General features: G+C 73.0%; 21 protein-coding genes. 9 read left to right on the top strand and 12 right to left on the bottom strand.

Features of this window, described 5'->3' with window-relative positions; all coding sequences use genetic code 11:
• Positions 1–36 precede the first annotated feature (36 nt).
• Positions 37–606 (top strand): dihydrofolate reductase family protein, encoded by a 570-nt coding sequence (locus tag ACFWNV_RS09980; protein WP_383943291.1) that lies wholly within the window; start codon positions 37–39, stop codon positions 604–606.
• Here the strand turns inward: ACFWNV_RS09980 and ACFWNV_RS09985 are convergent.
• A complete protein-coding gene (locus ACFWNV_RS09985) occupies positions 603–2,396 on the bottom strand; it encodes an FAD-dependent monooxygenase (RefSeq protein WP_383943293.1) in 1,794 nt (597 codons plus the stop codon). The two genes, ACFWNV_RS09980 and ACFWNV_RS09985, sit on opposite strands and share 4 nt — an antisense overlap.
• Before the next feature lie 83 nt (positions 2,397–2,479).
• On the bottom strand, positions 2,480–3,232 hold the full coding sequence (locus ACFWNV_RS09990; RefSeq protein WP_383943295.1) for an AraC family transcriptional regulator: 753 nt from the start codon (positions 3,230–3,232) through the stop codon (positions 2,480–2,482).
• 63 nt (positions 3,233–3,295) lie between these two features.
• Here ACFWNV_RS09990 and ACFWNV_RS09995 point away from each other — a divergent pair, with 63 nt between their 5' ends.
• Complete coding sequence (locus tag ACFWNV_RS09995) at positions 3,296–4,525, top strand: MFS transporter (RefSeq protein ID WP_383943409.1); 1,230 nt, start codon at positions 3,296–3,298, stop codon at positions 4,523–4,525.
• A 21-nt stretch (positions 4,526–4,546) separates the two neighbouring features.
• Here the strand turns inward: ACFWNV_RS09995 and ACFWNV_RS10000 are convergent, their stop codons facing one another.
• From ACFWNV_RS10000 to ACFWNV_RS10015, 4 genes are read right to left on the bottom strand one after another with little or no spacing between them, the layout of a single operon-like run.
• Positions 4,547–5,878: a TfuA-like protein gene (locus ACFWNV_RS10000; protein ID WP_383943298.1), complete on the bottom strand. Its 1,332-nt coding sequence runs from the start codon at positions 5,876–5,878 to the stop codon at positions 4,547–4,549.
• 14 nt (positions 5,879–5,892) lie between these two features.
• Positions 5,893–7,071 carry a YcaO-like family protein gene (locus ACFWNV_RS10005; protein WP_383943300.1) on the bottom strand — a complete coding sequence of 393 codons (1,179 nt, stop codon included), beginning with the start codon at positions 7,069–7,071 and terminating at the stop codon, positions 5,893–5,895.
• A gap of 18 nt (positions 7,072–7,089) precedes the next feature.
• Positions 7,090–7,899 (bottom strand): ABC transporter permease, encoded by an 810-nt coding sequence (locus tag ACFWNV_RS10010; protein WP_383943303.1) that lies wholly within the window; start codon positions 7,897–7,899, stop codon positions 7,090–7,092.
• A 4-nt stretch (positions 7,900–7,903) separates the two neighbouring features.
• Positions 7,904–8,845, bottom strand: coding sequence for an ABC transporter ATP-binding protein (locus ACFWNV_RS10015; RefSeq protein WP_383943306.1), 942 nt, complete (start codon positions 8,843–8,845; stop codon positions 7,904–7,906).
• Positions 8,846–9,194: 349 nt separating this feature from the next.
• Here ACFWNV_RS10015 and ACFWNV_RS10020 point away from each other — a divergent pair, with 349 nt between their 5' ends.
• From ACFWNV_RS10020 to ACFWNV_RS10045, 6 genes are all read left to right on the top strand, one after another.
• On the top strand, positions 9,195–10,028 hold the full coding sequence (locus ACFWNV_RS10020; RefSeq protein WP_383943308.1) for a hypothetical protein: 834 nt from the start codon (positions 9,195–9,197) through the stop codon (positions 10,026–10,028).
• Between the two features lie 69 nt (positions 10,029–10,097).
• Entirely contained in the window at positions 10,098–10,547 is a 450-nt protein-coding gene (locus tag ACFWNV_RS10025; protein WP_383943311.1) for an aroma-sacti cluster domain-containing protein, read from the top strand.
• Positions 10,548–10,553: 6 nt separating this feature from the next.
• The gene (locus tag ACFWNV_RS10030) at positions 10,554–13,520 is read left to right on the top strand and encodes an AAA family ATPase (RefSeq protein ID WP_383943313.1); all 2,967 of its coding nucleotides are present in this window, start codon (positions 10,554–10,556) and stop codon (positions 13,518–13,520) included.
• 59 nt (positions 13,521–13,579) lie between these two features.
• On the top strand, positions 13,580–14,380 hold the full coding sequence (locus ACFWNV_RS10035) for a S8 family serine peptidase (RefSeq protein ID WP_383943315.1): 801 nt from the start codon (positions 13,580–13,582) through the stop codon (positions 14,378–14,380).
• The gene (locus ACFWNV_RS10040) at positions 14,377–15,015 is read left to right on the top strand and encodes a GAF domain-containing protein (protein WP_383943318.1); all 639 of its coding nucleotides are present in this window, start codon (positions 14,377–14,379) and stop codon (positions 15,013–15,015) included. The genes ACFWNV_RS10035 and ACFWNV_RS10040 overlap by 4 nt, the downstream gene beginning before the upstream one ends.
• Positions 15,016–15,130: 115 nt before the next feature.
• Complete coding sequence (locus ACFWNV_RS10045; protein ID WP_383943320.1) at positions 15,131–16,414, top strand: helix-turn-helix domain-containing protein; 1,284 nt, start codon at positions 15,131–15,133, stop codon at positions 16,412–16,414.
• A 7-nt stretch (positions 16,415–16,421) separates the two neighbouring features.
• On the opposite strand, the gene ACFWNV_RS10050 is transcribed toward ACFWNV_RS10045, so the two are convergent.
• The 5 genes from ACFWNV_RS10050 to ACFWNV_RS10070 all read right to left on the bottom strand — a co-directional run bounded on the left by ACFWNV_RS10050 (position 16,422) and on the right by ACFWNV_RS10070 (position 21,873).
• Positions 16,422–18,284 carry a S9 family peptidase gene (locus tag ACFWNV_RS10050; RefSeq protein WP_383943322.1) on the bottom strand — a complete coding sequence of 621 codons (1,863 nt, stop codon included), beginning with the start codon at positions 18,282–18,284 and terminating at the stop codon, positions 16,422–16,424.
• Positions 18,281–19,717: an NAD(P)/FAD-dependent oxidoreductase gene (locus ACFWNV_RS10055; protein WP_383943325.1), complete on the bottom strand. Its 1,437-nt coding sequence runs from the start codon at positions 19,715–19,717 to the stop codon at positions 18,281–18,283. Before ACFWNV_RS10055 ends, ACFWNV_RS10050 begins: the two co-directional genes overlap by 4 nt.
• Positions 19,714–20,055, bottom strand: coding sequence for a PqqD family protein (locus tag ACFWNV_RS10060; RefSeq protein WP_383943328.1), 342 nt, complete (start codon positions 20,053–20,055; stop codon positions 19,714–19,716). Before ACFWNV_RS10060 ends, ACFWNV_RS10055 begins: the two co-directional genes overlap by 4 nt.
• On the bottom strand, positions 20,036–21,535 hold the full coding sequence (stsB, locus tag ACFWNV_RS10065) for a StsB family radical SAM/SPASM domain sactipeptide maturase (RefSeq protein WP_383943331.1): 1,500 nt from the start codon (positions 21,533–21,535) through the stop codon (positions 20,036–20,038). Before stsB ends, ACFWNV_RS10060 begins: the two co-directional genes overlap by 20 nt.
• 71 nt (positions 21,536–21,606) lie before the next feature.
• On the bottom strand, positions 21,607–21,873 hold the full coding sequence (locus tag ACFWNV_RS10070) for a StsA-related sactipeptide RiPP (protein WP_250741964.1): 267 nt from the start codon (positions 21,871–21,873) through the stop codon (positions 21,607–21,609).
• A 311-nt stretch (positions 21,874–22,184) separates the two neighbouring features.
• On the opposite strand from ACFWNV_RS10070, the gene ACFWNV_RS10075 reads away from it, so the two are divergent.
• Positions 22,185–22,937, top strand: a complete 753-nt coding sequence (locus tag ACFWNV_RS10075; protein WP_383943335.1) for a BTAD domain-containing putative transcriptional regulator — start codon at positions 22,185–22,187, stop codon at positions 22,935–22,937.
• A 79-nt stretch (positions 22,938–23,016) separates the two neighbouring features.
• Here ACFWNV_RS10075 and ACFWNV_RS10080 read toward each other — a convergent pair whose 3' ends face one another.
• Positions 23,017–24,897: an ABC transporter ATP-binding protein gene (locus ACFWNV_RS10080; protein WP_383943338.1), complete on the bottom strand. Its 1,881-nt coding sequence runs from the start codon at positions 24,895–24,897 to the stop codon at positions 23,017–23,019.
• Positions 24,898–25,093: the final 196 nt, after the last annotated feature.

Genomic DNA, 25,093 nt, shown 5'->3' on the forward strand with positions numbered 1-25,093 from the left:
GCCGTCCAGTATGGAGGGCGCGTAGCCTGGTCCGTCATGCGAAAGATCATCCTGATGTCGCAGGTCTCCCTCGACGGCTACTACGAGGGGCCGGAGCGGCAGATCGACTGGCACCGCGTCGACGAAGAGCTGCACCAGCACATGAACGACGAACTGCGGTCCGTCGGCGGCATGCTGATGGGCCGGATCACCTACGAGCTGATGGACGCCTACTGGCCCACCGCCGATGCCGATCCGGCCGCGAGCGCGGCGGAGGCGGACTTCGCGGGCATCTGGCGCTCCGCACGGAAGTACGTGTACTCGCGCACCCTGGATGCCGGGCAGGCCGACCCGCACGCGACCGTGCTCCGCGAGGTCGTCCCGGAGGAGGTCCGCGCCCTCAAGGCCGCCCCGGGCGGCGACCTGACCCTGAGCGGGGCGGACCTCGCCGCCTCCTTCCTGCGCCACGGCCTGGTGGACGAGTACCGGATCTACGTGCAGCCCGTACGCATCGGCCGCGGCCACTCCCTCTTCCCGCCCTCCGACGGCCCGGTCCCGCTGCGGCTGGAGGAGACCCGCACGTTCGGCAACGGGGTGGTACTGCTGCGGTACGCGACGCAGACCTAGGTCGTCTCCGACGTCCCGGTCGGGGCGGACAGCGCGGCGAGGTAGCCGGACAGGGCCGCCGCCGTGCCGGACAGCGGGAAGCGGGCGCCGAGGTACCCGTCCGGGCGTACGAGGAATCCGGTCGGGCCGTCGGCGCCGTACAGCCGGGCGAACTCCCCGGCGGAGTCCCGGTATCCGGGGACGGTGGCGGGGAGGCCGGCGGACGCGTCGGGCGCGGCCTCACGGGCGAGGACGGCCACGGTGAGCGGGCCGGTGGCGTCGCCCTGCGCGCCGCCCTTCGCGCCGCCGTCGGCGGCCTCCGCCAGGGCCGGGCCGGCGGCCCGGGACTGCTCGGCGGCCTCGGCCAGGGCCGCGCCGTCCGCCCCGTACAGGAGCACGACATGGCCTGCCCGGCCGCGCAGGGCGTCGAGCAGCCGTACGGGGTAGGCGGCGATGGGCAGGGTCAACCCGCCGCAGTCCGGGGCCCGTTCACCGGGCTGTGGCGCGTCGGCCGGGCCGAACGCACGGCCGCCGAGCGGTCCGTCGGGGTAGCCGACGAGCAGTTGGGCCTCGCGGAGCATCACGGTCCGCATGTCTTCCTGTTCGTTCTCCAGGCCTTTGGTCGCGTGCCGTACGGTCCGGCCGACGACCTCCTCGCCGACGGGGCGGCGCTCGGCGTCGTAGCTCGCGAGCAGGGCGGGACCGGCCGACCCACGGAGGGCGAGCGCGAGCTTCCAGGCCAGGTTGCAGGCGTCCTGGATGCCGGTGTTCATGCCCTGGGCGCCGGTGGGCGGGTGGATGTGCGCGGCGTCGCCCGCGACGAAGACGCGCCCGTCGCCGTAGCGGTCGACGATGCGGTGGCTGATCCGGAACACGGAGGACCAGCGCAGGTCCGAGACCGTGGCCGGGGCCGGGGCGAGGCGGTCGACGACGGCCTGGACGTGGGACAGCTCGGGGACCCGGCCGCCCTCCAGCCCGTGCCGCACTCCGTCGCCCGCTCCGGGGCCGCCCGCCGAGCCCGCCGCCGGTCCGCCGGGCGGCTGTGCGGAGAGTTCGGGCGGGACCAGCATCGACATGCGGTAACGGCCGCGGCCGGGCAGCGGGATGCACACCAGCGCGTCGTCGGTGGTCCCGTCGGCCCCCTGGTGCGTGGACCGCAGGCCGTACCCTTCGGGCAGGTCCCAGTCGCTCACCACATCGGCCAGCATGTACTCCTCGGCGAAGGCTCCGCCCTCGTAGGAGAGCCCCAGACCCTTGCGGACGGTGCTGTGCGCTCCGTCGCAGCCGATGAGGTAGCGGGTGCGCAGCTCCTCCTCACCGCCGGACGCCGTCCGCAGGAGGCTGGTGACCCCGGCCGCGGGTCCGGGCCCGCCGCCGTCCCCGTCCCCGCCCCCGTCCTGGGTGAACGACAGGAGTTCGGTGCCGCGTTCGATGACGGTGCCCAGCGACGCGAGGTGCTCCTCGAGGATCCGCTCGGTCTCGTACTGCGGCAACGCGGCGAACCCGTACGGCACTTCGGGGGGCATCGCGAGCTCGATGCGGGCTCGTTCGGCGCCGTTGACGTAGATCAGCTGGCCGCGCAGGGGCACGGCGGCCTCCAGGATGGTGCGGACCAGGCCCATCCGGTCCCAGATCTCCAGCGTGCGCGGCTGGATGCCGACCGCCTTCGCGTACGGGAGGCGGCCGGGCAGCCGGTCGACGAGGCGGCAGCTCACGCCGTGGCGGCGCAGCTCCACGGCCGCACTGAGGCCGACCGGACCGGCTCCCACGATCAGTACGTCGGTCGTCGGGGTGTGCGCCGTGCTCGCCATGGGGTCCTCCCGATCACCCGGCCCCGAACCGGTCGCCTCCCTCCATGCTGGCCCGGGGCGCCGCGGACGGCCAGACGGGCGGGTCAGCCCCCCTTGGCGTGCGCACCCGGGGTGTGTCCGAAGGCCCGTCGGAACACGTCGATGAACGCGCTCGCCGAGGACCAGCCGCAGCGGTGCGCGACCGCGGTCACGGGGGTGTCCACCGCCAGCAGCCGCAGCGCGTGGTGCAGTCGCAGCTGGGTCCGCCACTGGGGGAAGGTCATGCCCAGCTCGGCGCGGAACAGCCGGCTCAGGGTGCGCTCCCCCGCCCCGGCCCCGGCCTGCGCGGAGAGTTCCGCCAGCCCGCGCGGATCCGCCGGATCGGCGTGCAGCAGCGCGCACACCGCGGCCAGCCGGGGATCGGCGGGAGCGGGCAGGTGCAGCGGCTGGAGCGGCGAGGCCCGCAGCTGGTCGAGCAGTACCGCCAGCATCCGGCGGCGCTCGGCGCTGTCGTCCTGCGGGGCCCGGGTGTAGGCCAGGATCAGCTCGCGCAGCAGGGGGCCGACGGCGAGCACGGCGGGGGCGGAGAGGGAGAGCGGGTTGAGGTGCGTGGGCAGGCCCACGCAGTGCAGGTCGACGCGGCCGAAGGCCCGGTGCTCGTGCACGGTCCCGGCGGGGATCCACAGGGCGCGGGTGGTCGGGGCCACCCAGGTGCCGGCGTCGGTGGTGACGGACAGCACCCCGGAACCGGCGTAGCAGATCTGGTGGTCGTCGTGGCGGTGCGGATCGATGCCGTGGTGGGTGTCGAGCTCGCGGATGCTCGTGGCTGCGCGCGGGGTGTGGCGGATTTTCTGCATCACCCGGCAATTTATCGGAAGCGGGACGCCCCCGGCGAGAGCGATTCTCGATCGGTGACCTCCATGAGACCGCCCCAGACCCAGACCCAGACCCTTGTTCCTCCTTCCGCCCCGGCGGCCCGCCCGGCGCGGCTCCGTACGGCCGCGTTCTCCGCGGGCCACTCCTGTGTGGACGTCTACCAGGGCGCCGTCGCCGCGCTCGTGCCCTTCCTCGTCTCGGAGCGCGCCTACGGCTACGCCGCCGCGTCCGGCATCGTGCTGGCCGCCTCGCTGCTCTCCTCGGTGGTCCAGCCGCTGTTCGGTGCGCTCACCGACCGGTGGCCGATGCCCTGGCTGATCCCGCTGGCCACGGCCGCCGCGGGACTGGGCGTGGCCCTGGTCGGACTCGACGCGGGGTACGCGGCCACCCTCGCCGCCGTCGCCCTGTCCGGGCTGGGCGTCGCCGCGTACCACCCGGCGGCGGCCCGGCTGGTCCGTACGGCGGGAGGGCCCGGGCACGGCGCGATGAGCTGGTTCGCGCTCGGCGGCAACATCGGCTTCGCGTGCGCCCCGCTGCTGGTGGTCGGCGCGCTGGCGCTGCCGGGCCCGGCGGGGTGGTGGCTGCTGGCCGCCCCGGCGGCGCTGGGCGTGTTCCTCAACCGGCCGCCGTCCGCGAAGCGTTCGGCCGCGGACCGGGCGGCCGCCGCCCCGGCTCCGGCCCCGTCCCGGCGGCCCCGCGACGCATGGCGGGCCTTCCTGCGGCTCTCCCTGGTGGTCGTCGTGCGCTCGGTGGTCTTCACCGGGCTGAGCACCTTCATCGCGCTGTACGTCCGCGAGCGCGGCGGCGGCGAAACCGCGGGCGCCGTCGCCCTGTTCGCCCTCTTCGCCGGAAGCGCCGGCGGCACCCTCCTCGGCGGCCGGCTGGCCGCCCGCTGGGGGCGCGTCACCACCGTCCGCCGCGCCTACGCGGCCGTGGTGCCGGCCGTCGCGGGCATCCTCTTCCTCCCGCTGCCGCTGGTGTACGTCTGCTCGGCGCTGGCCGCCACCGCGCTGTACGTGCCGTTCTCCCTCCAGGTCACCCTGGGCCAGGACTACCTGCCGAACCGCATGGGCACCGCGAGCGGGGTCACCCTGGGCCTGACCGTCAGCGTGGGCGGCCTCGCGAGTCCCCTGATCGGCGCGGCGGCCGACGCGGCCTCCCTGCGGACGGCCCTGCTCCCGCTGGCCGTGCTCCCCCTGCTGGCCTGGGCCCTGGCCCGGCGCCTGCCGGAGCCGGCGGAGCCGGAGCCCGCCCCCGCCCCCGCCCGGGGGTGACGGGCGCCGGCTGCGCCCCGGTCAGCGGACCCCGGCCTCGCGGCGTTCACGGCCGCGCCGGACGTCGAGGGCGAAGAACCTCGGGACCGCCGCGCCCAGCCCCTCGGCGCCGGTGAACCCGCGGCGGGCCATTTCGATGTCCGGGGAGGTGCCGCGCCCCTGCCAGTGGCGCAGGAAGAGCTTCGCGCACATCTGCGGCGGCGGGACCACCAGCCTGGGCCCGGTCTCCTCCGCGGCCTCGTCGGCGCGGACCACGAGGGCGCACCACTCCTCCCAGTGCTCGGATTCCCGCAGCCGCGCCAGGACCGCCGGCCGCCAGTCGACCGACTGCCATACGGGCCACACCCGCACCATGAGGAGCCGGATCCGGTCGGCGTCGGGCAGCCCGGCCCGTTCCCGTTCCGTGAACCAGCGGGCGAGGGTGTCGGGCAGCGGCGACCGGCCGTCGAGTCCGAGCCTGGCCCGTGCGTACCCTTCGAGCGTCATGCCCCGGGCTCCGGCGAGCTCCTCCAGCAGGCCGGTCAGCACGTCCTCGTGCAGCGCCGGGTAGCCCTCGTCGAACAGCCGGGCGGCGTCCAGTACGTCGAGGTCCGACATCCAGCGGCCGGGAGCGTGCTCCCGGCGGGTCCGGCGGGCCAGGGACCGGGCCCGGCTGATGCCCGTGAAGGGCACCTCGGGCGCGACCGGGCCGGGGGGCACGGCTCCCCGGCTCGCGATCGTGCGCAGCGCCGCCATGGCGTCGAGCCGTTTGAGGTCCCAGACGCCCGAGTGGATCATCTCCTCCAGCGTTCCCAGGGCCTCGTGGTCCTCCTCGTCCAGCGCCCGCTCGATGTCCTTCCAGCCGCGGTGGGTGAAGGGCAGCGCCGCGGCCGCGGCCACGATCCGCCGCCCGGCGTCGGGCGCGATGAGCTCGGTCTCGGCGCCCTCCTTGCAGCCGTAGCGGAGGTTCACCAGGGCCACGGTCTGCGCCGGATACCCCATCTCGGCCGGACCGTGCAGGACCCCCACCTCGTCGTCCCCGTCGATCTCGCCCGAGGCGTACATGGTGAAGACGGTGCCCAGGCCCCGCATGCCGCAGGGGGCGAGTTCCGCGGCCCGCAGCGCGCCCATGCTCGCGGCGCCGATCACCTCCGCGCCCTCGGTGAGCACCTGGAGGATCTCCTTGTGGCCGACGGAGCGCCGTTCCCGGAAGTACCCGTCGACGACCACGACCACGTCTCCGGGGTGCCACTGGTCGGCGAGGAGGTCGCCCCGGCCGGCGGGCGGGCGCACCTCGGCCTGCGGGAGCACCGCGTGGACGTCGGCGGCCGAGAGGGTCGGCCCCGCGTAGACGACCACCCTGGATCCGATCACGCTGACCCCGTTCACTACAGCACCTCCGGGCATACGCGGCTCCCCGGAGCCACGACCTTGACGACGGGGACCCCGATCTCCTCGCGCGTCAGGTCGACGAGGAGGGGCGGGTGGGAGAAGGCGGCGGCCGCCCGGCGCACCACGTGGGCGAGCGCGCCGGCCAGGCTGTCGTGCGGGACGGGGTCCTCCACGAGGCCCCTGATGTCGGCGGCGGCCGGGCCGGAGCGCGCGCCGCGCAGCCGGCCCGGATCGACGTGGCCGAAGTCCTCCCGGAGGTCGTCCCGGGCCCCCGAGATGTACGCGAGCCGGGCCTGGGCCGCTTCCGAGACGGCGCGGGTGAGGGCGATCTCCGGGCTGAGGTGGCAACCGAAGCCGAACATCGGCGCCGGGTACTCCTCGCTCGCGACCCAGGCCAGGAAGCAGGGAAGGCCGGTGGGTGACGGGACGAGGCGGACCTCCAGGGTGACGTCGGCCCGTTCGATCAGCGTGCACAGCTCGTCGGCCACCGGCGACCCGAGGGAGCGCGGGTCGACGCGTACGCCCATCTCCCCGCCCGCGGTGACCGCGGCGGTCATCGCGTCGCGCTCGATGACCTCGCAGAGCGCGTGCAGCGCGGCTTCGATCCGGGTGTTCCCGCCGGCCAGGCCGTTCGTCGACTCGAAGAACACCGGCGGGTTCCAGTCGGTGTGCTCCTCCAGCGTCAGCCGGACGACGTTCACGGGGACGAGGGTGCGCGCCCCGTCGACCAGGGACCTGGCCGCCACCCATTCCAACGGCAGCCCGTCGTGCAGCAGGCTCGGTGCGGAGGGAGCCAATGCGCCCACGTCGTAGCCCAGTTGCCTACGGAGCTTGCGGGGAGTGGCGGTCAGCGCGGGCAGGGCGGGCTGTTCCACGTGCCAGGTCTCGACCGACTCCATCACCGCGGAGAGCCGGGCCAGTTCGGGTGTCATCCCCTTGCCCTGGGAGACGGCGAGCGTTCTGGACAGCGGCCGGATCGCCTGGAAGGTCGGGATGCCGATGGAGTCGAGCCGGGTGATGTCGGCGACCCGGGTGACGCCCACCTTGGCCGCGGCGCGGGTCACCATCTCCCAGGTGGCCCTGGGCGGTCGGGCCCGGTCCGTGCCGGGCAGTCGGTGCACGGAGCGGTCTTCGGGCGTGGCGAGCCAGGCCAGGGGCGCATCGTCGGTCTGCACGGTGGGGAGCTCCTGGGGTCAGAGGTTCCGGGTGCGCCGCAACAGCGCCCGGCCGGCGACGAAGTTGGCGACGATCGCGACGACGGCGAGCACCAGCAGGGAGGGCCAGGCCTTGCCCAGGCCGAAGATCGCGGCGTCGCGCATCCCGGTGACGGCGTAGGACACCGGGTTGACCGTCGAGATCCACCGCAGCACGGTGGGGAGTTGCTGCGAGGTGGACAGCGAGGGTGCGGCGAAGACGAGGACGGGCACCGACACGCTGGTGAGCACCATGAAGGTGCGGTAGTCGCTGATGAGGACGGCCGCCGCGAGGTACAGCCCGTTGAACGCCACCGACGAGAGGACCAGCGTCAGGAGCAGCCAGATCCAGTGGGACGCGTGGAACGGGTAGTCGAAGATGATCGCGGCGACGGCCAGGGCCAGCAGGCTCTGGGCCAGCACGAGCGAGACCCCGGCCAGCAGTTTGCCGGCCAGGAAGCGCGACCGGCGCAGCGGCCAGCTCCAGAGCTGGGTCGACACCCCGCTCATCTCCTCCTGGAACATCGCCATGCCCGTCGTCCCGGAGGCACTGACCACCGACATGGCCAGCACCATGGGGAGGAGGAAGACGGCGAAGGGGAGGCTCTCGCCGCGGTAGGTGATGTTCCCGACGACGTTGCCCAGCGAGGTGTTGACCAGGAGCAGGTACACGAGCATGGGGGTCAGGCCGAGGATGAGGTTGACCCGGTTGCGGGCGAGGAGCGCGTACTCGCGGTAGAAGACGGCGGTGAAGTCGGCCGGTTTGCCCGAAGCGACCGGCGCGGTGGTCTTGAATCCCAGGTCGGCCACGGCGTCAGCCCTCGTTCCCGGTCATGCGCAGGAAGACCTGCTCCAGCGAGTCGGTGACGGTGGAGATCGCGGAGATCGCGACTCCGGAGTCGTGGCAGTGCCGGGACAGTTGCGGCAGCACGTCCCGCACCTGCACGTTCTCGATGCGGACCTCGGCGTCCTGGGCCGTGGCGGTCAGTCCGGCGGTGGTCGCCCATTCCTTGACCACCTTGGCGCCGACCGCGTCGTCGACGCTGACCAGCAGGTGCGCGCCACCGAACTCCCGCACGAGTTCGCTCGGTTGGGCGAAGCGGACCACCTTGCCCTGGTTGATGACCAGGACCCGCTGGGCGTTGCGTTCCAGCTCCTGGATGATGTGGCTGGTCCAGATCACGGTCATGCCGTACTCCTCGCGGAGCCAGCGCACGAAGCGTTCGATCTGGTGCCGGCCGGCCACGTCCAGTCCCGCCGAGGGCTCGTCGAGGATGAGGAGTTCGGGGATGGTCAGCAGGGCCCGTACGAGCTGGAGCCGCTGACGCTGTCCGCCGGACAGCTGGAAGACGAGCCGGGACAGGTGGTCGGCGAGGCCGAGGTACTCGGCGACCTCCATCGCCCAGGGGCGGGTGGTGCGCCAGGACAGCCCCTTGAAGCGGGTGGCGATCAGCAGGTTGTCCAGGGCCGAGAGCATCTCGTCGTAGGGGGCGGACTGGTGCATCGCGCCGATGCCGGTCTTGGCGGCGACCGGGTCGCGGGCCGGGTCCACGCCGAACACCCGGATCCGGCCGGTGGTGGGCGGGGTGACGCCACAGATCATCTTCATCAGGGTGGTCTTTCCCGCCCCGTTGGGCCCCAGCAGCCCGATGGTCTCGCCTTTGGCGATGTCGAATGAAATACGGTCGACGGCCGGCGTCTCTTTCCCGCGATAACGCTTGGTCAGTTCCTCGGCGTTCACCACACCATTCGCCACGGTCCGCCCTCCACAATGTGATCGATGTTCCTCTTGGTGATTCTCCGGCCGGCGTTTCTCAGGCATGCCCGATCGGGTTGCTGCGGCTGGACGTTACGCCCGCGGGACGGCGCGGAAGCTCGGGCACGGCCCAAGTTGCCTTGGAACTGCCTACGTTCTGCCGCCTCCTGCGCCGCCCCCGTTGGTTAGCATTCGCAGCATGAGCCGTTCAGGACGGGCGGAAGACCGCGACGGCCAATCCGTTGTGGTTCTGGTGAATTGCGCGGGCGGCCGTGAATTGGAGGTCGTACGCGATGCTTTGACGGGGCCCCTGGAAACTCCGGCGATACTCATCCGGCAGGACGAACTCATGTCGACTTCCATGGCTCTGGACGTGGACACCGGTCTGCTGGACGTCTCCGGACGCCGGGTCAGACCGGCCGTGGTGTGGGTGCGGCACGGTTCGGCCTGCGCGCTGATGGCGCAGGCGAGGCCCGCCGGTTCGGTGAATCCGCTGCGGGCGGAGTCCTGGTCCGGGTTCCTCCGGCAGGTGGCGGCCACGGCGGACACCGCGCTGCCCGGCGGCACGCTCGTCGGTCCGGGCCAGCTGGTGGAGGCGCGCAGGCTGGGCGTGCGCACGCCCCGTACGGTCGTCACCAATGACGTGCCGGCGGGAGCGCGCGACGTGGGGGCGCCGACCCTCGTGGTCAAGACCCCGGATTTCCGGCTGTTCGAGCCGGACCGGCTGGGCTGGCAGGCCTGCCTGCCCTCGGTCGTGGGTCCGGAGGCGGTGGAACGGGACCCCGGACCGGCCCCGGGCGTCGCGGGAGAACGCCCGGTCGTGGTCCAGGAGTACGTGGCGCACGTGCGCGAGCTGCGCGTCTACCACCTCGACGGCGGGATCTGCGCCTTCGAGGTCCGCAAGCCCGCTCCGTCGAGCCCGATGACGGATCCCGGCAGCGTCACCGTGACGCGCGTCGACTGCCCGCGCCCCGCCGCCGAGGCCGTGCGTACCCTGTGCGCCGCCTGGAACCTGCGCTACGGGGCGTTCGACCTGCTCGTGTCCGACACCGGGGAGGCGGTGTTCCTGGAGGCCAACCCGGACGGGGACTGGCTCTGGTTCGAACGCAAGGCGCGCTGGCACGGCGTCTCGTTCATGGCCGCCGTCATGGTCCGTGAGTTGTTCGTCCGCAGTACGTCGTGAGGAGTGCGTCGTGAGAGGTCCGTCGTGAGAGGTCCGTCGTGAGGAGTCCGTCGTGAGGAGCTCGCGCCGGTGACGGCGATACGGGGTGTCGAGATCTCCAGCCGGGGCCTGGTGCTCGTGGCCCTGGTGGCGCGGGGTCATACGACCGACCGCGTGGCCCGCGCGCTGCGCCTGAGCAGGCACACCGTGGGCGAGGAGATCAGTGTCCTGCTCGACCGGTTCAACTGCAGGAACAGGGCGGAGCTGGTGGCCTACTGCTACGTCCACCGGCTCCTGCCCGTCGATGTCTGGCCGCCGCCGTGCGGCCCCGTGAAAGGGGTGGGTGACGTGTTCGACCCTCTGATCGCTCTGCGCGAGGCCGGGCTTCCGGTCGACCAGTTGAGCACCGCGCAGCGCGAGGTGCTGGCGGGCCTGACCGAGGAGGAGACGTCGGTCGTCGTATCGGTGCAGCTGCGGCTGGTCGAGGCGGATTCCGGTGCGGATGCCGAGGTGTGGGCGCACGACCTGAAGCTGCTCTGAGCGCGCATGAGCCGGAGACTGGTGGTCGTCCTCTTCCTCGATCTGGTCGGGTGGACCCGGCTCGCCGAGCGCGTGGACCCGGAGCCGCTGCAGCGGCTGCTCGACGAGTACTACGAGATCTGCTCGGACGCGGTGGAGGAGCACGGCGGGGTCGTCGAGAAGTTCATCGGCGACGCCGTCATGGCGGTCTTCGGGGCCGACACGTCCCAGGAGGACGACGCTCCGCGGGCGCTGCGCGCCGCCACCCGGATCCGCGCCGAGGTACGTGACCTGCGCACGCCCGCCACCGACTCCGTTCCGGTCGAGGTCCACTGCGGGATCGCGGCCGGCGAGGCGCTGGTGACGCGTTCGGCCCGGGCCGGCATCCGGGTCGTCGGCGACGTGGTCAACCTCGCCGCACGGCTCCAGTCGCTGGCGGTCGCCGGGGAGATCATCGTGAACGAGACCGTGGCCCACCTGGCCCGTCCGCACTACACGATGGTCCCGGTGCCGCCGGTGGCCCTGAAGGGCAAGGCCGAGCCGGTGCCCGTGCTGCTGGTCACCGGTGAGGCGGCGGCCGGCGGGGGCGGCGAGAACTCCCTCATGGTGGACCGCGGGGCCGAACGCCACCGGCTGCGCGGGATCTACCACCGGGTGGCCCGGGAGCGGCGCGCGGAACTGGTGACCGTGCTCGGACCGCCCGGGATCGGCAAGACCCGCCTGGTCCGGGAGGCCGTGGACGACCTCGTCGCGGCGGGGGCGCGGCCCGTCGCGGTGTTCGGCAGCTGCCAGGCCTACGGGACGGCCGGGAACTACGGGGCGCTCGTCGAAATGCTCGACGCGCTGGCCCGGCGGGCACCGGCCTGCGCGGAGCTGCTGCGGGCGGACGAGCGGATCGCCGGCGTGCTCTCGGCGCTGCGCGACGCCTCGCTCCCCCGGCGGGCCGGTGCGGTCCCGGGCCCGGGCGTGGAGGAGGTGTCCTGGGCGACCCGCGAGCTGCTCACCGCCGCGGCCGCCGGCCCGCTCGTCGTGGTGTGGGACAACCTCGCGTGGGCCGGGCAGTCGCTCCTGCGGCTCATCGGCGAGCTGATGGACGGGCTGCGGGAACTCCCGCTCCTGATGGTCTGCGTGTCCAGGGCGGAGCTCGCCGACGGGACGCGGGGGGCCGACGTGATCGAGGTCGGGGCGCTGGTGCCGGCCGACAGTGCACGGCTGGCGGTCGCGCTGGCCGGGTCCGGGTCTGGGACCGGGTCTGGGACCGGGTCCGGGACCGGCGCCGAGGTGGAGCTGCACGGGCTCGATCTGGCCGGACAGGTCGACCGGGTCGCCCTGTACAGCGCCGGTAATCCGCTGTACATCCGGCTGATGATGGACTGGCTGAGGAACGGCCGGACCGTCGACGAGGTACCGCCGAGCATCACGGCCATGGTCGGGGCGATGATCGACCGGCTGCCCGCGCCGGGCCGGCGGCTGCTGGGCGCGGCTTCGGTGATCGGCCCCTCGTTCACCCTGGAGCAGCTCGCGCTGCTGGGCGAGCCGGCCCCGGAGGCGGCGGTCGCGGAGCTCGCCGGCCGGCGGCTCTTCCAGGCCACGGAGGAGGCGGGCGGCTACCGCTTCGTCCAGCAGCCGGTGCACGAAGTGGCGTACGGCAGGCTGGAGAAGGAGCAGCGCGTCTCCTGGCACCGGCGGCTGGCCGAGCACGGTTTCAGTCCCGGTTTCCACCTCGAAGCCGCCGCCCGGCTCCTCGCGGGGCTGCGCCCGGACGATGCGGAGCTGCCGGAACTGGCGCGGCAGGCGGCCGGGGCCCTGCTCGGCGAGGGCACGGTGGCGCTGCGGCAGCGTGACGTGCCGACGGCGATCGGACTGCTCGGACGGGCGCTCGTACTGGCGCGGGGCGGGCCGGACCGGTGCCGGTCGGTCGCCGCCGTCCGGCTGAGCGACGCGCTGATGCTCTCCGGGGACACCCGGGGCGCCCTTGAGGTGGTGGCGGAGGCCGGGTGGCCCGCCACCGGGTCCGGTCCGGCCCCCGCCCTGGTCCGGGTGCAGCGGCACCTGCTGGCGGCCCGGCTCGGCAAGGTCGCGGCGGCCGATGTGCAGGGGTTGCGGACCGCGCTCGACGGCGAGGAGCCCGACCGGTCCGCCCGGTGCCGGTTCGAGCAGCTGCTGATGCTGATCCACCTGGACCGCGGCCGGTTCGGGGCGGCCGAGGAGGCGGCCGTCGCCGCGCTCGCCCATGCCCGGGACGCCGGTGACGCGTACGAGGAGGACCGGCTGCTCGTGGCCCTGTGCGAGATCCGGCAGTGGTCGCCGAGTCCGATGGCGCAGAAGCTCGCGGGGTGCGCGGAGCTCCTGGAGCGGTTCGCGGCCGACCGGTTCCTGGCCCTGCCCGCGCTGGCCGCCCGCGCCCGCTGCCTGGCGCTGACCGGGGACCGGTACGGGGCGCGTTCGGCGCTGACCGAGGCCGAGTCGGTCGTCCTGCAGCTCCGGCTGACCCTGGGGCGGGTCCTGGTCGATCAGGTGGCCGCGCTGGCCGCCTCGCTGGACGGTGAGCACGCGGAGGCGGAGCGGCGTTTCTGCCGCGCGGCGGACGCTCTCGAACGGGCCGGCTACGTACCGGTCGCGCTGACCATGCGGGTGCAGGCGGCCCGCGAGTGCGCCCGCCGGGACCGGCCGGACGAGGCGGCCGGACGGATCGCCGAACTGCTGTCCCGGCAGGAGGAGATGGACGTCCGGGGGCGGATCCTGTGCCTGTCGGCCGCCGTGCTGGGCGCTGCGGCGCGGGGCCGCGCCGATCCGCTGCGCGCCGAGGTGCTGCGACTGCTCCGGGACCTGGACGACCCGTGTCTGCGCGGCGAGGTCTGCTTCGATCTGGCCCGGGCCCACCGGTGGTTGGGCGAGGGGGCGCAGGCCCGGGCGATGGCCGGGCTGGCCGCCGACAGCTATGCGGCCGTCGGCGCGGTGAAACCGCTGGGGGCGGTACGGGCATGGATGTGAACGGTGCGCCCTGGCGGCGCGAGCGGCGGCCGCACGCGTCGGGGATGCCCGCGTGGAGCATGCCTGCGGGAGGGGATCCCGGCGAGCCCCTGCCGACGGCCCTGTTCCAGGGGATCGGTCCGCGCTGGGCGTGGGAGGGCGCCGATGGAGAGGGCGTACGGGTCTGCGTGCTCGACAGCGGTGTACAGGCGGCGCATCCGCTGGTCGGCCCGGTCGAGCGGGCCTGGCAGGTGGTGAGCGCCGAGGGCCGGGCTCCGCGCGTGGAGGAGTGCGAACCGCTCGACAGCGCCGGGCACGGGACGGCCTGTGCGGGGATCATCCGCTCCATCGCGCCCCGGGTGTCGCTCAGTTCGCTCAAGGTGCTCGGCGACGGGAGGGCCGGCAGCGCCTCCGCGCTGATCGCCGGGCTCGCCTTCGCGATCGAGGAGGGGTTCGACGTCGTCAGCATGAGCCTGTCGACGACCAGGGTCGAATTCCGGGACCAGTTGGGTGAGTTGTGCGACCGCGCCTACTTCCGCCGGACCGCGGTGGTGGCGGCGGCGCACAACCTGCCCATCGAGAGCTTCCCCTGGAACTTCGCCTCGGTGATCTCCGTCGCCAGCCATGCCGAGCCGGACGGCATGCGCTTCTACTACAACGCAGCTCCCCCGGTCGAGTTCCGCGCCCGGGGGGTGCGCGTACCGGTGGCGAGCCTGGGCGGCGGCACGGTCCGCAACACGGGCAACAGCTTCGCGGCCCCGCACATGGCGGGGATCGCGGCCCTCGTCCTGAGCAAGCACCCGTGGCTCACCCCGTTCCAGCTCAAGAGCGTCCTCTACCACTGCGCCGCGAACGTCCGAGGAGAAGGAGGCGGGGAATGAAACCCTGGCCGCACGATCTGATGGCCACCGAACGCCGGCTCCTGCAGTCCGTCGTCACGGTGGCCCGGTACATCTACGGGGCCGCCGCGTCCTCGGTGTTCATGGTGAGCCCCGACACCGGCGAGCTGATCTTCGCGGCGGTGGCCGGCGAGGGCGAACAGGGCCTGGTGGGGCGGCGGTTCGAGCCCGGCACGGGCATTGCCGGCTGGGTGGCGGCCAGCGGGCAGCCGCTGATCACGGACGACGTGGGCGCGACCGACCGGTTCGCCCGCGACGCCGCGGCCTCCACCGGGTACGTGCCCGCGAGCATCATGGCCGCCCCGCTCATCGCGGACGGGGAGTGCATCGGCGTGATCGAGGTGCTGGACCGCCACGTCCACGACGAGCACGCTCCCGGCCGGGAGCTCGACGACATCGAACTGCTGGGACTGCTCGCCACCCAGGCCGCGCTGAGCCTCGCCCTGCTGCGGCGCAGCGAGCAGGCCGCGGAGGAGTCACCGCGCATGGGAGAGCTGGTGGCCCGGCTGTCCCGGCACGCGGTCATGGACGCGTCCGATCCCTTGGCCGTCTCGCTGCTGACCATCTCGCTGGATCTGCTGGACCGGGGTGCGCACCCCGGTTCGAAGGTGGTCTGACGGCCGACGGAGACGGGCCGCAGACGGATCACAGACGGTCCGCAGACGGGCCGCAGACGGCTCGCAGACGCGCCGGAGACGCGTACGGAACGGGCCCCTCCTACCCTCCTGGCCTATGGTCCACCCTGCCGAGGCCCAGGCTCCGTCGTTTCCCGAACTGCTCCGCTTCAAGCGGGTGCAGGCCGGGCTCACCCAGCGGACGCTGGCCGATCTGTCGACGATCAGCCCGCGGACGATCCGCGCCCTGGAGTCGGGCCGGGTGAACGCGCGGATGCAGACCGTCCGGCTGCTCGCCGACGCCCTGGGGCTGGAGGGCCTGGCCCGGGAGCTCTTCGTGACCGCGGGGCTGGGCGGCGGGGGGCCGGCTCCGGCCGGAACCGACCCCTGTCTGGCGGTGCCCCGGTCCGTCAACGCGCTCCTCGGGCGGGACGTCGAGGTCCGGGCGATGGTGGGCGCGCTGGAGTCGGATCACCGCCGGATGATCTCCCTCTCGGGTCTCGCGGGCGTGGGCAAGTCGCGGGTGGCCGCGGAGACGGCGGCGCTGCTGGGCTCCCGGCGGGGCTGGCCGGTGCTGTGGATCGGCCCGGGAGCGGTGGCCCTCGACGGTCACGGCACGGCCTTCGGCCCCCTGCTGCGGTCCTTGCGCCGGCTCGTCGAATCGGGTGCGCAGGACGTGGCCGCGGTCTGCCGGCTGATCGGCCGGCACGAGGTGCTGATCGTGCTCGACGGGGTCGCCGACGCCCGGGAGCCGGTCGGCGTGGAGGAGCTGCTGGCCTACTGTCCGGGCATCCGGGTGATCAGTACCTCACGGGCGCCGTGGAACGCGGCCGGCGTCCAGGGCACGGTGCTCGCACCGCTGACCGTCCCCGGGCCGGACTGGGAGGCCGCCGGTTCGCTGGACGTCCTGGCCTCCGTGCCGTCGGTGCGGCTGCTCGTGGACCGGCTCGCGGAGATCCGGCCGGGATTCGTGCTCGGCCGGGGCGACGCGGCGGCCGCGGTGCGGCTGTGCCGGACCCTGGACGGTCTGCCGGCCGCGCTGGAAGCGGCGGCCGCGGGGTGCGGGGTACTGAGCCTGCGCCGGCTCGCGGACATGCCCGCCGCCCAGCTGCTCGAACTGCCGGCGGCGCACCGCCCCGCCGGTGTCCCGGGGACGATCGGCTGTCCGATCCGGTCCGGGGTCGAGCGGCTGGACCCCGGACCGCGCACCCTCCTCGGTGAACTGACCGGCTTCGAAAGGGCATTGACCGTCTGCGAGGCCGCCGAAGCCCTGCGCCTGCCGCTGAACCGGGTGATGGGCGCACTGGGCGCGCTGACGGGCGGCGGGTTCGTGCGGGCCGCGCACGAGGAGTCCGAGACCCGCCTGCACCTGCCGAACCTGGTACGCGCGGCCCTGGCCTGACACTGACTCAGCTGAGGTGTTCCGCGAGGAACCGCTCGACCGCCGCGTAGTAGGCCTGCCGGTTGGCGGGCCTGGCCAGACCGTGCCCCTCGTCGGGGAACAGCAGGTATTCGTGCGGCAGTTCCTTGGCCGCCAGTGCCGCGACGATCTGTTCGGCCTCCGCCCGCGGCACGCGGACGTCGTTGGCGCCCTGGACGACCAGCACGGGGATGCGGATCGCGTCGACCCGCGACAGCGGGGAGCGTTCCCACAGCATGGCGCGCTCCGTTTCCGGGTCACCGACCTGGGCGTGCATGAAGGAGCGCAGCGCGGTGCGGTAGGGCGCCCCGGCCGCCAGCAGGGTCAGCAGGTTCGACGGGCCGCAGAGGTCGATCGCGCACGTGAAGACGTCCGGGGTGAAGGCCGCGCCGACCAGCGCCGCGTATCCCCCGTACGAGCAGCCCATGATGGCGATCCGGGCGGGGTCGATCCCGCCGCCCGCGACGAGGTGCTCGACGGCGTCGAGCAGGTCGGTCTGCATCGCGGCGCCCCACTGTTTGGCGCCCAGGTTGCGGAACTCCTTGCCGTAGCCCGTGGAACCGCGGAAGTTGACCTGGATGCAGGCGTAGCCGCGATTGGCCAGGAGCTGCGCCTCCTCGTCGAACGCGAAGGTGTGCCGGGCCCAGGGTCCGCCGTGCACGTTCACCACCGCGGGCAGGCCGGTGCGTTCGGCGCCGGGCGGCCAGGTGACGTAGCCGTGGACGGTGATCCCGTCGCGCGCGGTGAACGCGAAGGGCTCCATCCTGGCGAGCGTGTACGCCTCCAGCTCCCGCTGGTGGCTGAAGAGGTGGCGGAGCGTGCCGGCCGACCGGTCGTAGACGTAGTAGAGGACGGGGCCGGCGCCGGTCACCACCGAGACGGTCCACAGGCGGTCGGCGCGGTCGGTGCGGTCCACGTAGACCTCGCCGTCGACCGAAAGGAGCGCGAGCTCACCGCGGATCCGTGCGAGGTCCTTGGCGAACTCCCCGTCGAGGAAGACCCATTCGTCGCGGTCCTTCGCGAAGAGCACCGCCTGCGGCAGGCGGCTCACCGGGTCGAACTCGACCTGTTTGACGTCGTACACGGGGTCCTCGGCGAGCAGGGTCCGGCGCCCGGTCGCGAGGTCGACGGAGAACAGGCGGCCGGCGTTGGCCCCGATGGAGGACAGGAGGTGACAGGTGGCGCCGTCGCGCGAGAAGCCGACGACGCGCGTCCCCATGGCGTCCTCGTAGGGCACGTCGAGCCAGGGCGGGGCCGGGGCACCGTCCGGTCCGTACGGCCCGTCCGGCGGGTCGAGGTGTACGGACAGGCCGCCGTCGGGTTTCATCACCGTGCCGCCGCGCACCCGCAGGTCGGTGTCGACGAGCCAGCTCACGTACCCGGGATTCTCCGCGACCTTGGTGAGCCGGTCCGTCGGCAGATCGAGTGCGTAGACGTCGTGCAGCCCGGGGCGGTCCTTGTTCAGCCCGATCAGCAGGGTCGTCGGATGCCAGCGGTTGTGCGCCAGCACCCGTGCCTGGACGCCGTCGAAGGGCGTGGCGCAGCGCTCCCGGCCGGTGACCAGGTCGACGAGGTGGATCCGCCAGCTCTCGTCGCCGTCGCGGTCGCGGAGGTAGAAGAGGGTCCGGTCGTCGTGGCACAGGCCGTACGTGCGGATGCCGCGGCCCCGGTCGTGCGTGACGGGCCGCGCCTCCTCGAGCCGGTCCACGGGCGCCGTCCACACGTTCAGCACGCCGTCGTCCGGGGCCAGGTAGACGAGCCGGGTCCCGTCCGGGGAGATCTCGGGGACGAGGTACGACGGGTTGCCGAAGAGGACGGAGTGCGGGATCAGCGGTACGGCTTCGGTGGTCACGGTTCCCTTCCCGGGGCGGGTTGTCGGGGGCCGCGCTCCGAGAACCACCAGTCGCGGAGCCCGGGGAACTGTGCGACGGCCTCGTCGGTGTCGAGCGGAGGGGCTGCGGAGCTGCCTGCGGAGGGCCCCGGCAGGGCCGCCCGGGGCGGGGCCGGCGGGACCAGCGTCTGGGCCCGGAACAGCCGGGTCATCAACACCGGGCTGCTCAGCACCGCTTGGGACACCCGGGCCCGCATGCGCTGCCCGGCGGCGGAGGCGGCGCCTTCAGCGCGTGCGGAGCCTTCGGTGGGCGCGGGGGCCTCCGCAAGGGCCCGTACCCCGTCCTGTTCGGTCGCCATCCGCCAGGATTCGGCGGCCACTTCCGCCACCGCGGCCTGGACCGCGGGCAGCGCGGAGGGCCGGGCGCCGCGCTCCGCCAGCTCCCGGTCCAGCCGCAGGGCGCCGAGCAGCGCGACGGACATCCCGTGCGAGTAGACCGGGTTCACCGCCGTCAGCGCGTCCCCGGTGACCAGGAACCCGTCGGGCAGGGGCAGCCGCTCGAAGTACCTCCGACGGTTCGCCGTGGCACGGAACGGCCTGACTCCGCCCAGGGGTTCGGCTGCGGCCAGCAGCTCCGCCGCGAGCGGCGAGCGCAGCGAGCGCGCGCAGTCCGTGAATCCCGGCTCGTCCACCGGTGGCCGGGCGGCGCGGGTACCGGTCAGGGTGAAGATCCACCGGCCGCCCTCGATGGGGAACAGGGTGGCTCCGTACCCCGGACGGCCGCGCTCGGGCCGCGGGTGCAGCATGATCGCCGGGAGGTCGGCGGCAAGGCCGGGGGGCGCCCGGTAGATCCGGGTGGAGTACGCCAGTCTCGGATCGACCACCTCCTCCTCGACCGCGGGTCCGCCGATCGCGGTCAGCCACCGTCCGGCCCGCGAACGCCGGCCGGTCGCGTCCACCACGAGGTCGGCGCGGAGGGTCTCGCCGGAGCCGTCCTCGCCCGCGACCAGGACGCCGGTCACACGCGACGAGTCCCCCGCGAGTCCCAGCACGCGGGTGCGCTCCCGTACCGTGACCTTCCCGTCGGCCAGGGCCCGCTGCCGGATGACGTGGTCCATCAGCCAGCGGCTGCACGAGACCAGGTAGGCCCCGGTGTCGTGGCGGCGGAACCAGCCGTCCGCGCTCAGGATCAGCGCACCGTCCGGCAGTCCCCGGCGGTGCGCCCCCTGCGCGAGGAGCGCCTCCAGCGTGCCGGGGAGCAGCGCGTCCAGCGCCTCGGCGCCGGCGGTCACCAGCACGTGGCTGTGGAACGCCTGCGGAAGCCCCGGCCGGACCCCCGGCCCGGCCGGGTAGCGGCCGCCCTCGACGACGGTGACCTCGTCGACGTGCCGGGCGAGCACGGTGGCCGCCAGCACCCCCGCGAAGCCCCCGCCGAGGACGACGGCCCTGGTCATGACCGCGCGGCCGGCTCGCTCCGTGTGGCCTGCGTCCCGGCTTCCGGCCCGTCCTGCGGTGCGGTTTCCGTCTCCTCGATGAGGTCGGCCTCGATCATGGAGCTGATGAAGGCGTCCACTTCCTCGCGGATGCGGGCCGTCATCACCGGGTTGTGCCCCGCGAACAGCAGGGACAGGTTCCTGATGACCGTCTCGCGGTCCCCGTCGCTCTCCACGAGCGCCCAGATCTGGGCGGCCGTGGCGTTCAGGGTGCGGAAGTCGCCGGACTCGCTGTGGTAGAGCGAGATGCCGTCCCCGCTCTCCTGCCAGATCACCGCGTCACTGATGTGCAGGGACATCTCCCAGCCTCCTGTTCACCGGCATGATCGGAATCAGTTCGCCCACCTTGATCGCGGGCACCGGCGCCGGCGGGCGGACGTAGGTCTTCCACTGTTCGTGGGCCTCGTGCACCTCCCCGGTGGCGACCAGCCGCGGGACGGTCATCTCCGGTCCGCTCAGGGCGAGTTCCGCCCGGGTGACCCCGGTCTCCTGCCACAGCTGGGTGGTGACTCCGTGCCGCAGGATCCGGCACAGGTGGCGGCTGTTGCGCCGCAGGTCCCCGGATTCCGACATGTGCGCGGCCCGGCAGCCGCCTCCGCAGTTCGCCTTGATGTAGCACTTCTCGCAGTCGGCGTGGAACTCCCCGCCGTACACGGTGCTCTTGCGCATCGAGGTCAGCACCGGGCTGGCGAAGATCTCCGACAGCCGCTGCTTGCGGATGTTGCCGGCGAACTCCCCCTTGCCCGTGACGAGTTTGCACGGGTAGACGTCGCCGAGGGAGTTGACGTAGATCTCGTGCCCGCCCATGCCGCAGTTGCCCTTGACCGAGCACGCGGTGACCGGCCTCGGGCCGTCCGGCTTGAGTTTGCCCGCGACCGGTGAGGTCCAGACGAGCTGCTGCACGTCCAGGTGGTCCTGCCACCCGAAGTCGTAGGCGTCGTCCGCGCCCCGGCCCAGGTCGTTGTGGTTCATCAGGCGGACGCTGTGGATCTTGATCCCGTCGAGGAAGGAGGCGAAGTCCTCCAGCTCGTGGATGTTGTCCGAGGTGACGATGTGGTTGATGGCCGGCGCCACCCCGGCCTCGTTGAGGAGCTGGATCGCCCGGTGGGTCTTGGCGAACGCTCCCTTGCCGCGGGTGCGGTCGTGGGTCTCGGCCGTGCCTCCGTCGAGGCTCACGGTGACGGCGTCGAAGAGCTCGGCGAACCGCCGGGCCTTCTCCGCGGTCCGGATCATCGTCGCGTTGGTGATGATGTTGACCTTCAGGCCGCTGTTCCTGGCGTGCTCGACGACCTGGAACAGGTCCTTGCGGAGCATCGGCTCGCCGCCGGTGAAGATGATGGTCCCGGCGCCGAAGTCGGCGATCTGCGAGACCAGGTCCAGGGACTCGGCGGTGTCGAGCTCGCCCGGAAGGCACTTCTCGGAGGACGCGTAACAGTAGGGACAGCGGAGGTTGCAGCCGTCGGTGATGGCGTAGTAGGCGACGCCCAGGGGCGGTTCGCTCAGTCGGACCTTGGGCTTGTTGCCGTTGAAGTACACGATCCAGTTGAGGATGAGCTTGGCGAGGACGCGTTCCGTCTCGTCGTTCTGCTCCAGCCCCGGCTGCTCCCCGCGGGCCCGGGCGGCCGCCAGGGCTTCGAGGACCCGAAATTCACGTCCGGAGAGGACGCACCGGGCGGCCACCTCCGGGTTGACCACGAGGTGGTCCTCGTCGTGCACGAAGTACGTCAGGTCGTTGGGCACCTCGAACAACGACAGGTTCCGAACCAGGTTTCCGCGCATCCCGCCTCCTCTCTGGGCTGGCACAGGCGCGGCCCGACGCGAACGGCCGCCGGACCCCGCCTGTGGAACGGTCAGTTCTCGGCCTGGCCCGATCCCGACCAGAGGCCGCACGCACAGAGCATCGCGGCGTCGAAGCCCTCCTTCGTGGCCTCCGGGGAGGTCCAGTCCTGGGAGTGCGCCACCACGTCGGGCAGGATCGCCGCGAGGCGGGTCTTCGTCGAGATGAGGACCTTGGTCTCCTCGGGGGTCAGGCTGGCGTAGAACTCTTCGAGGGCGGGCGCCATCGTGCCGCCGATGACGCCGGCCGCACGCAGGGACTCCAGGGCGTTGAAGGTCATGCTTCCACCTTTCGCTGTCGCGTTCGATCGGGGACGCAACCGAGACTGCGCGCGGCGGACCCGTGAAACAACCCCACGAATGTGGGTTGTGCGGGAGCGACGAAGGGGACATACGCAACGCGGGCGGGCGTCTTCCGACAGCGGATCGGGACGGCCGGAACGCGCCGCGCACGGGTGTTGACGCTCTCCGGACCTTGCCTCAGGCTCATACCACAGCCGTTGTGAAGCCCATGTGAAGCGAACGTGGAAATCGGGATCAATGGAGCGCCCACCCGGCGGCCGGCGGCCCGTCGGACGACCCGAGAGGTGCGATGAACCCCACCGGCTTAGGCACCGTGCACATATCGCTGTTGCCGGGCTTCGTATGCCGCACCGACCAGCGGGTCACCGACCTCAGCGACATCCAGCAACGGCTCGTCGCGGCCCTGGTGCTCGGTGACCGCCCGCTCAGGCGCGGCGACCTTGCCGCCCGGCTCTGGCCCGACGCCCCGGCCGACCGGGCGGGTGCCCGGTTGCGCCAGACCCTGTGGCGACTGAATCAGGCCACGGCCGGCGGCCTGCTGCGGGCCTCCCACACCACCGTCGCCCTCACCGAGCACGTCGAGGTGGACTACCGGTCAGCGGCCAGGCTGATCGCGGCGGTGTCCGGTGCGGGCGGGGCGGCGGCGGCCGGGGACCACCTGCCACAGGCGTGGAACGTACTGCGGCACCCGCTGCTGAACGACTGGGACGACGACTGGCTCGTACCGTTCCAGGAGAAGTGGAAGGTCCAGCGCGTCCAGACGCTGGAGCGGCTCGCCGAAAGGTTCCTCCAGCGCCGGCAGCACGCCGCGGTGCTCGAACTGGCCGACGCCGCGACCCAGGCCGACCCGCTGCGGGAGGGGCCGCGGCGCATCGCCGTGCAGTCGTGCCTGTTCGTCGGCGAGGTGGCCGACGCCCACCGCCGCTACCGCGGCTACCGGGAGCTGCTCTCCGCGGAACTGGGCGTGGCGCCGAGCGGCGCCATCCCCCAGCTCCTCAGACAGGACCGCGAGCGGCAGCTCGCCCTGACGGCGGAGTCCTGACGGCGCAGGCCTGACGGCGCAGTCCTGACCGGGCGCCGTCGCACCGGCTCCGGTACGACGGCTCCCGCCGGTACGACGGTCAGTGCAGGTCTGCCCGCGCCGTGGTGTCGTCGATGAAGCCGCCCGACTGGTGCTGCCACAGCTTCGCGTAGGCGCCGTCCGCGGCGAGCAGTTGATGGTGGGTGCCCTGCTCGACGATCCGCCCGTGGTCCAGGACGACGAGCTGGTCCATGGTGGCGACCGTGCTCAGCCGGTGTGCGACCACGAGCGCCGTCCGCCCGGCCATCAGCCGCCACAGCGCGTCCTGGACCAGGATCTCGCTCTCGGAGTCCAGGGCGCTGGTCGCCTCGTCGAGGAGCAGGACCGGCGCGTCGCGCAGGATCGCCCGGGCGAGGGCCACCCGCTGGCGCTGCCCGCCGGACAGCTTCACCCCGCGCTCGCCCACCATGGTGTCGAAGCCGTCCGCCAGCCCGTCGGCGAACTCCGTGACGTGCGCCGCCTCGGCCGCCCGGCGGATCTCCGCCTCGGTGGCGTCCGGGCGGGCGAAGGCGATGTTGTCGCGCAGCGTGCGGTGGAACATCGCCGGGTCCTGGGGGACGTAGGCGATCAGGCTGCGCAGGTCGGCCTGGCTCAGCCGGCTGATGTCCTGCCCGCCGATCAGGATCCGGCCCGCGTCGATGTCCGTCATCCGCAGCAGCAGCCGGGTGAGCGTGGTCTTGCCCCCGCCGGAGCGGCCGACGAGACCGAGCTTCGACCCTGCGGGCACGGCCAGGTCCAGGCCCTCGAAGAGCGGCTTCCCGCCCTCGTGGCCGAAGACCACCCGGTCGAACCGGACCTCGGCGACCGGCGGGTGGCGCAGCGGTTCCGGCTCCTCCGGGTCGAGCACGGTCGGCGGTGTCAGCAGCAGTTCGGTGAACTGTGCGGCCTCCGTCATCGAGCTTTCCAGGCGGCGGTAGATCTGGTTGAACTCGAACATGATCCGCGTCGCGCCGGCGTAGTAGGTGAAGGCGACGATGACCGCCTCCACCCCGTGCGCTCCCCCGCCGAGCACGATGGCGAGCAGCAGCCCCAGCACGTTCGTCGCCACGGACAGGGGTGCGACCAACGTGTCGATGCGCAGGTTGCCGTAGTCCCACGAGCGCAGCGTGAGGCGCCTCGACTCCGCGACCCGGGTGCGGTGTTCGGCGGCCTCGCGCGACTCTGCGGCGAAGGCGCGGACCGTGTCCATGTTCATCAGGCTGTCGGCCACGTGGCCGGACACCCGGGCGATGGCCTCCTCCCGCCGGGCGACGAGCACTTGGCGGCGGCGGATCAGGGGCACCACGCACAGCCCCGTGAACGTGATCATCACCAGCAGCCCGACGACGAGGAGCGGGTCGTACTGCCACAGCACCACCGAGGCGAACAGCAGGGGCACGAAGCTGCCCATGACCGAGAACGTCAGCGTGTCGACGAACTCCTCGAAGCGGGAGGCGAAGCTCAGGACCCGCTTCGTGAGGGATCCGGCGAAGTTGTCGTGGAAGAACGCGGCGTCCTTGGCGAAGAGTTCGTCCATTCCGGTGACGTAGAGCTGCTCGATGCCGCGGGCGTCGACGCGGTTCAGGCAGTGCAGCCCGATGCGCCAGAACGCCTCCGACAGCAGCAGGACCCCGGCGAAGCCGAGGACGTAGGGCATCGCCCAGCCGAGGGCGCCGCCCGCTCCCCCGGCGGCTTCCCCGCCGCCCGCGATCCGGCCGACGAGCTTGGCGACGACCAGCGGCGCGACGTAGTGGATGCCGATGTTTCCCAGCGCCGGGAGCAGCATCGCGGGCGCCGTCAGCCGGCGCAGCCGGACCAGCTCCCGCCCGTAGTAGCGGAGCGCGAGGAGTACCGGACTCCTGCGCGGTGGAACCTCGTTCGGTGGACTCTCGATCGGCGGACCCTCGTTCAGTGAACTTTCGTGCGATTCGGGCGATCCCATCCCAACCCTGCCTTCTCGGACCGTCAGGTCAGAAAGCGGAGTGTCCCGCACGGGCGCCCGCGCGGTCCAAGGCTTTTCTCCCGAGGGTCCGGATCCGGCCGACCGGCCGCGGAACCCGGCCGCCGTTCGCCTGGTGTACGCGCCGGCGTCACGCCAGGCTCCCTTACCGGAACCCCGGACGCGCTGTGCTGGGGTA

It is taken from the genome of Streptomyces sp. NPDC058401 (assembly GCF_042722885.1).
GTDB lineage: Bacteria > Actinomycetota > Actinomycetes > Streptomycetales > Streptomycetaceae > Streptomyces.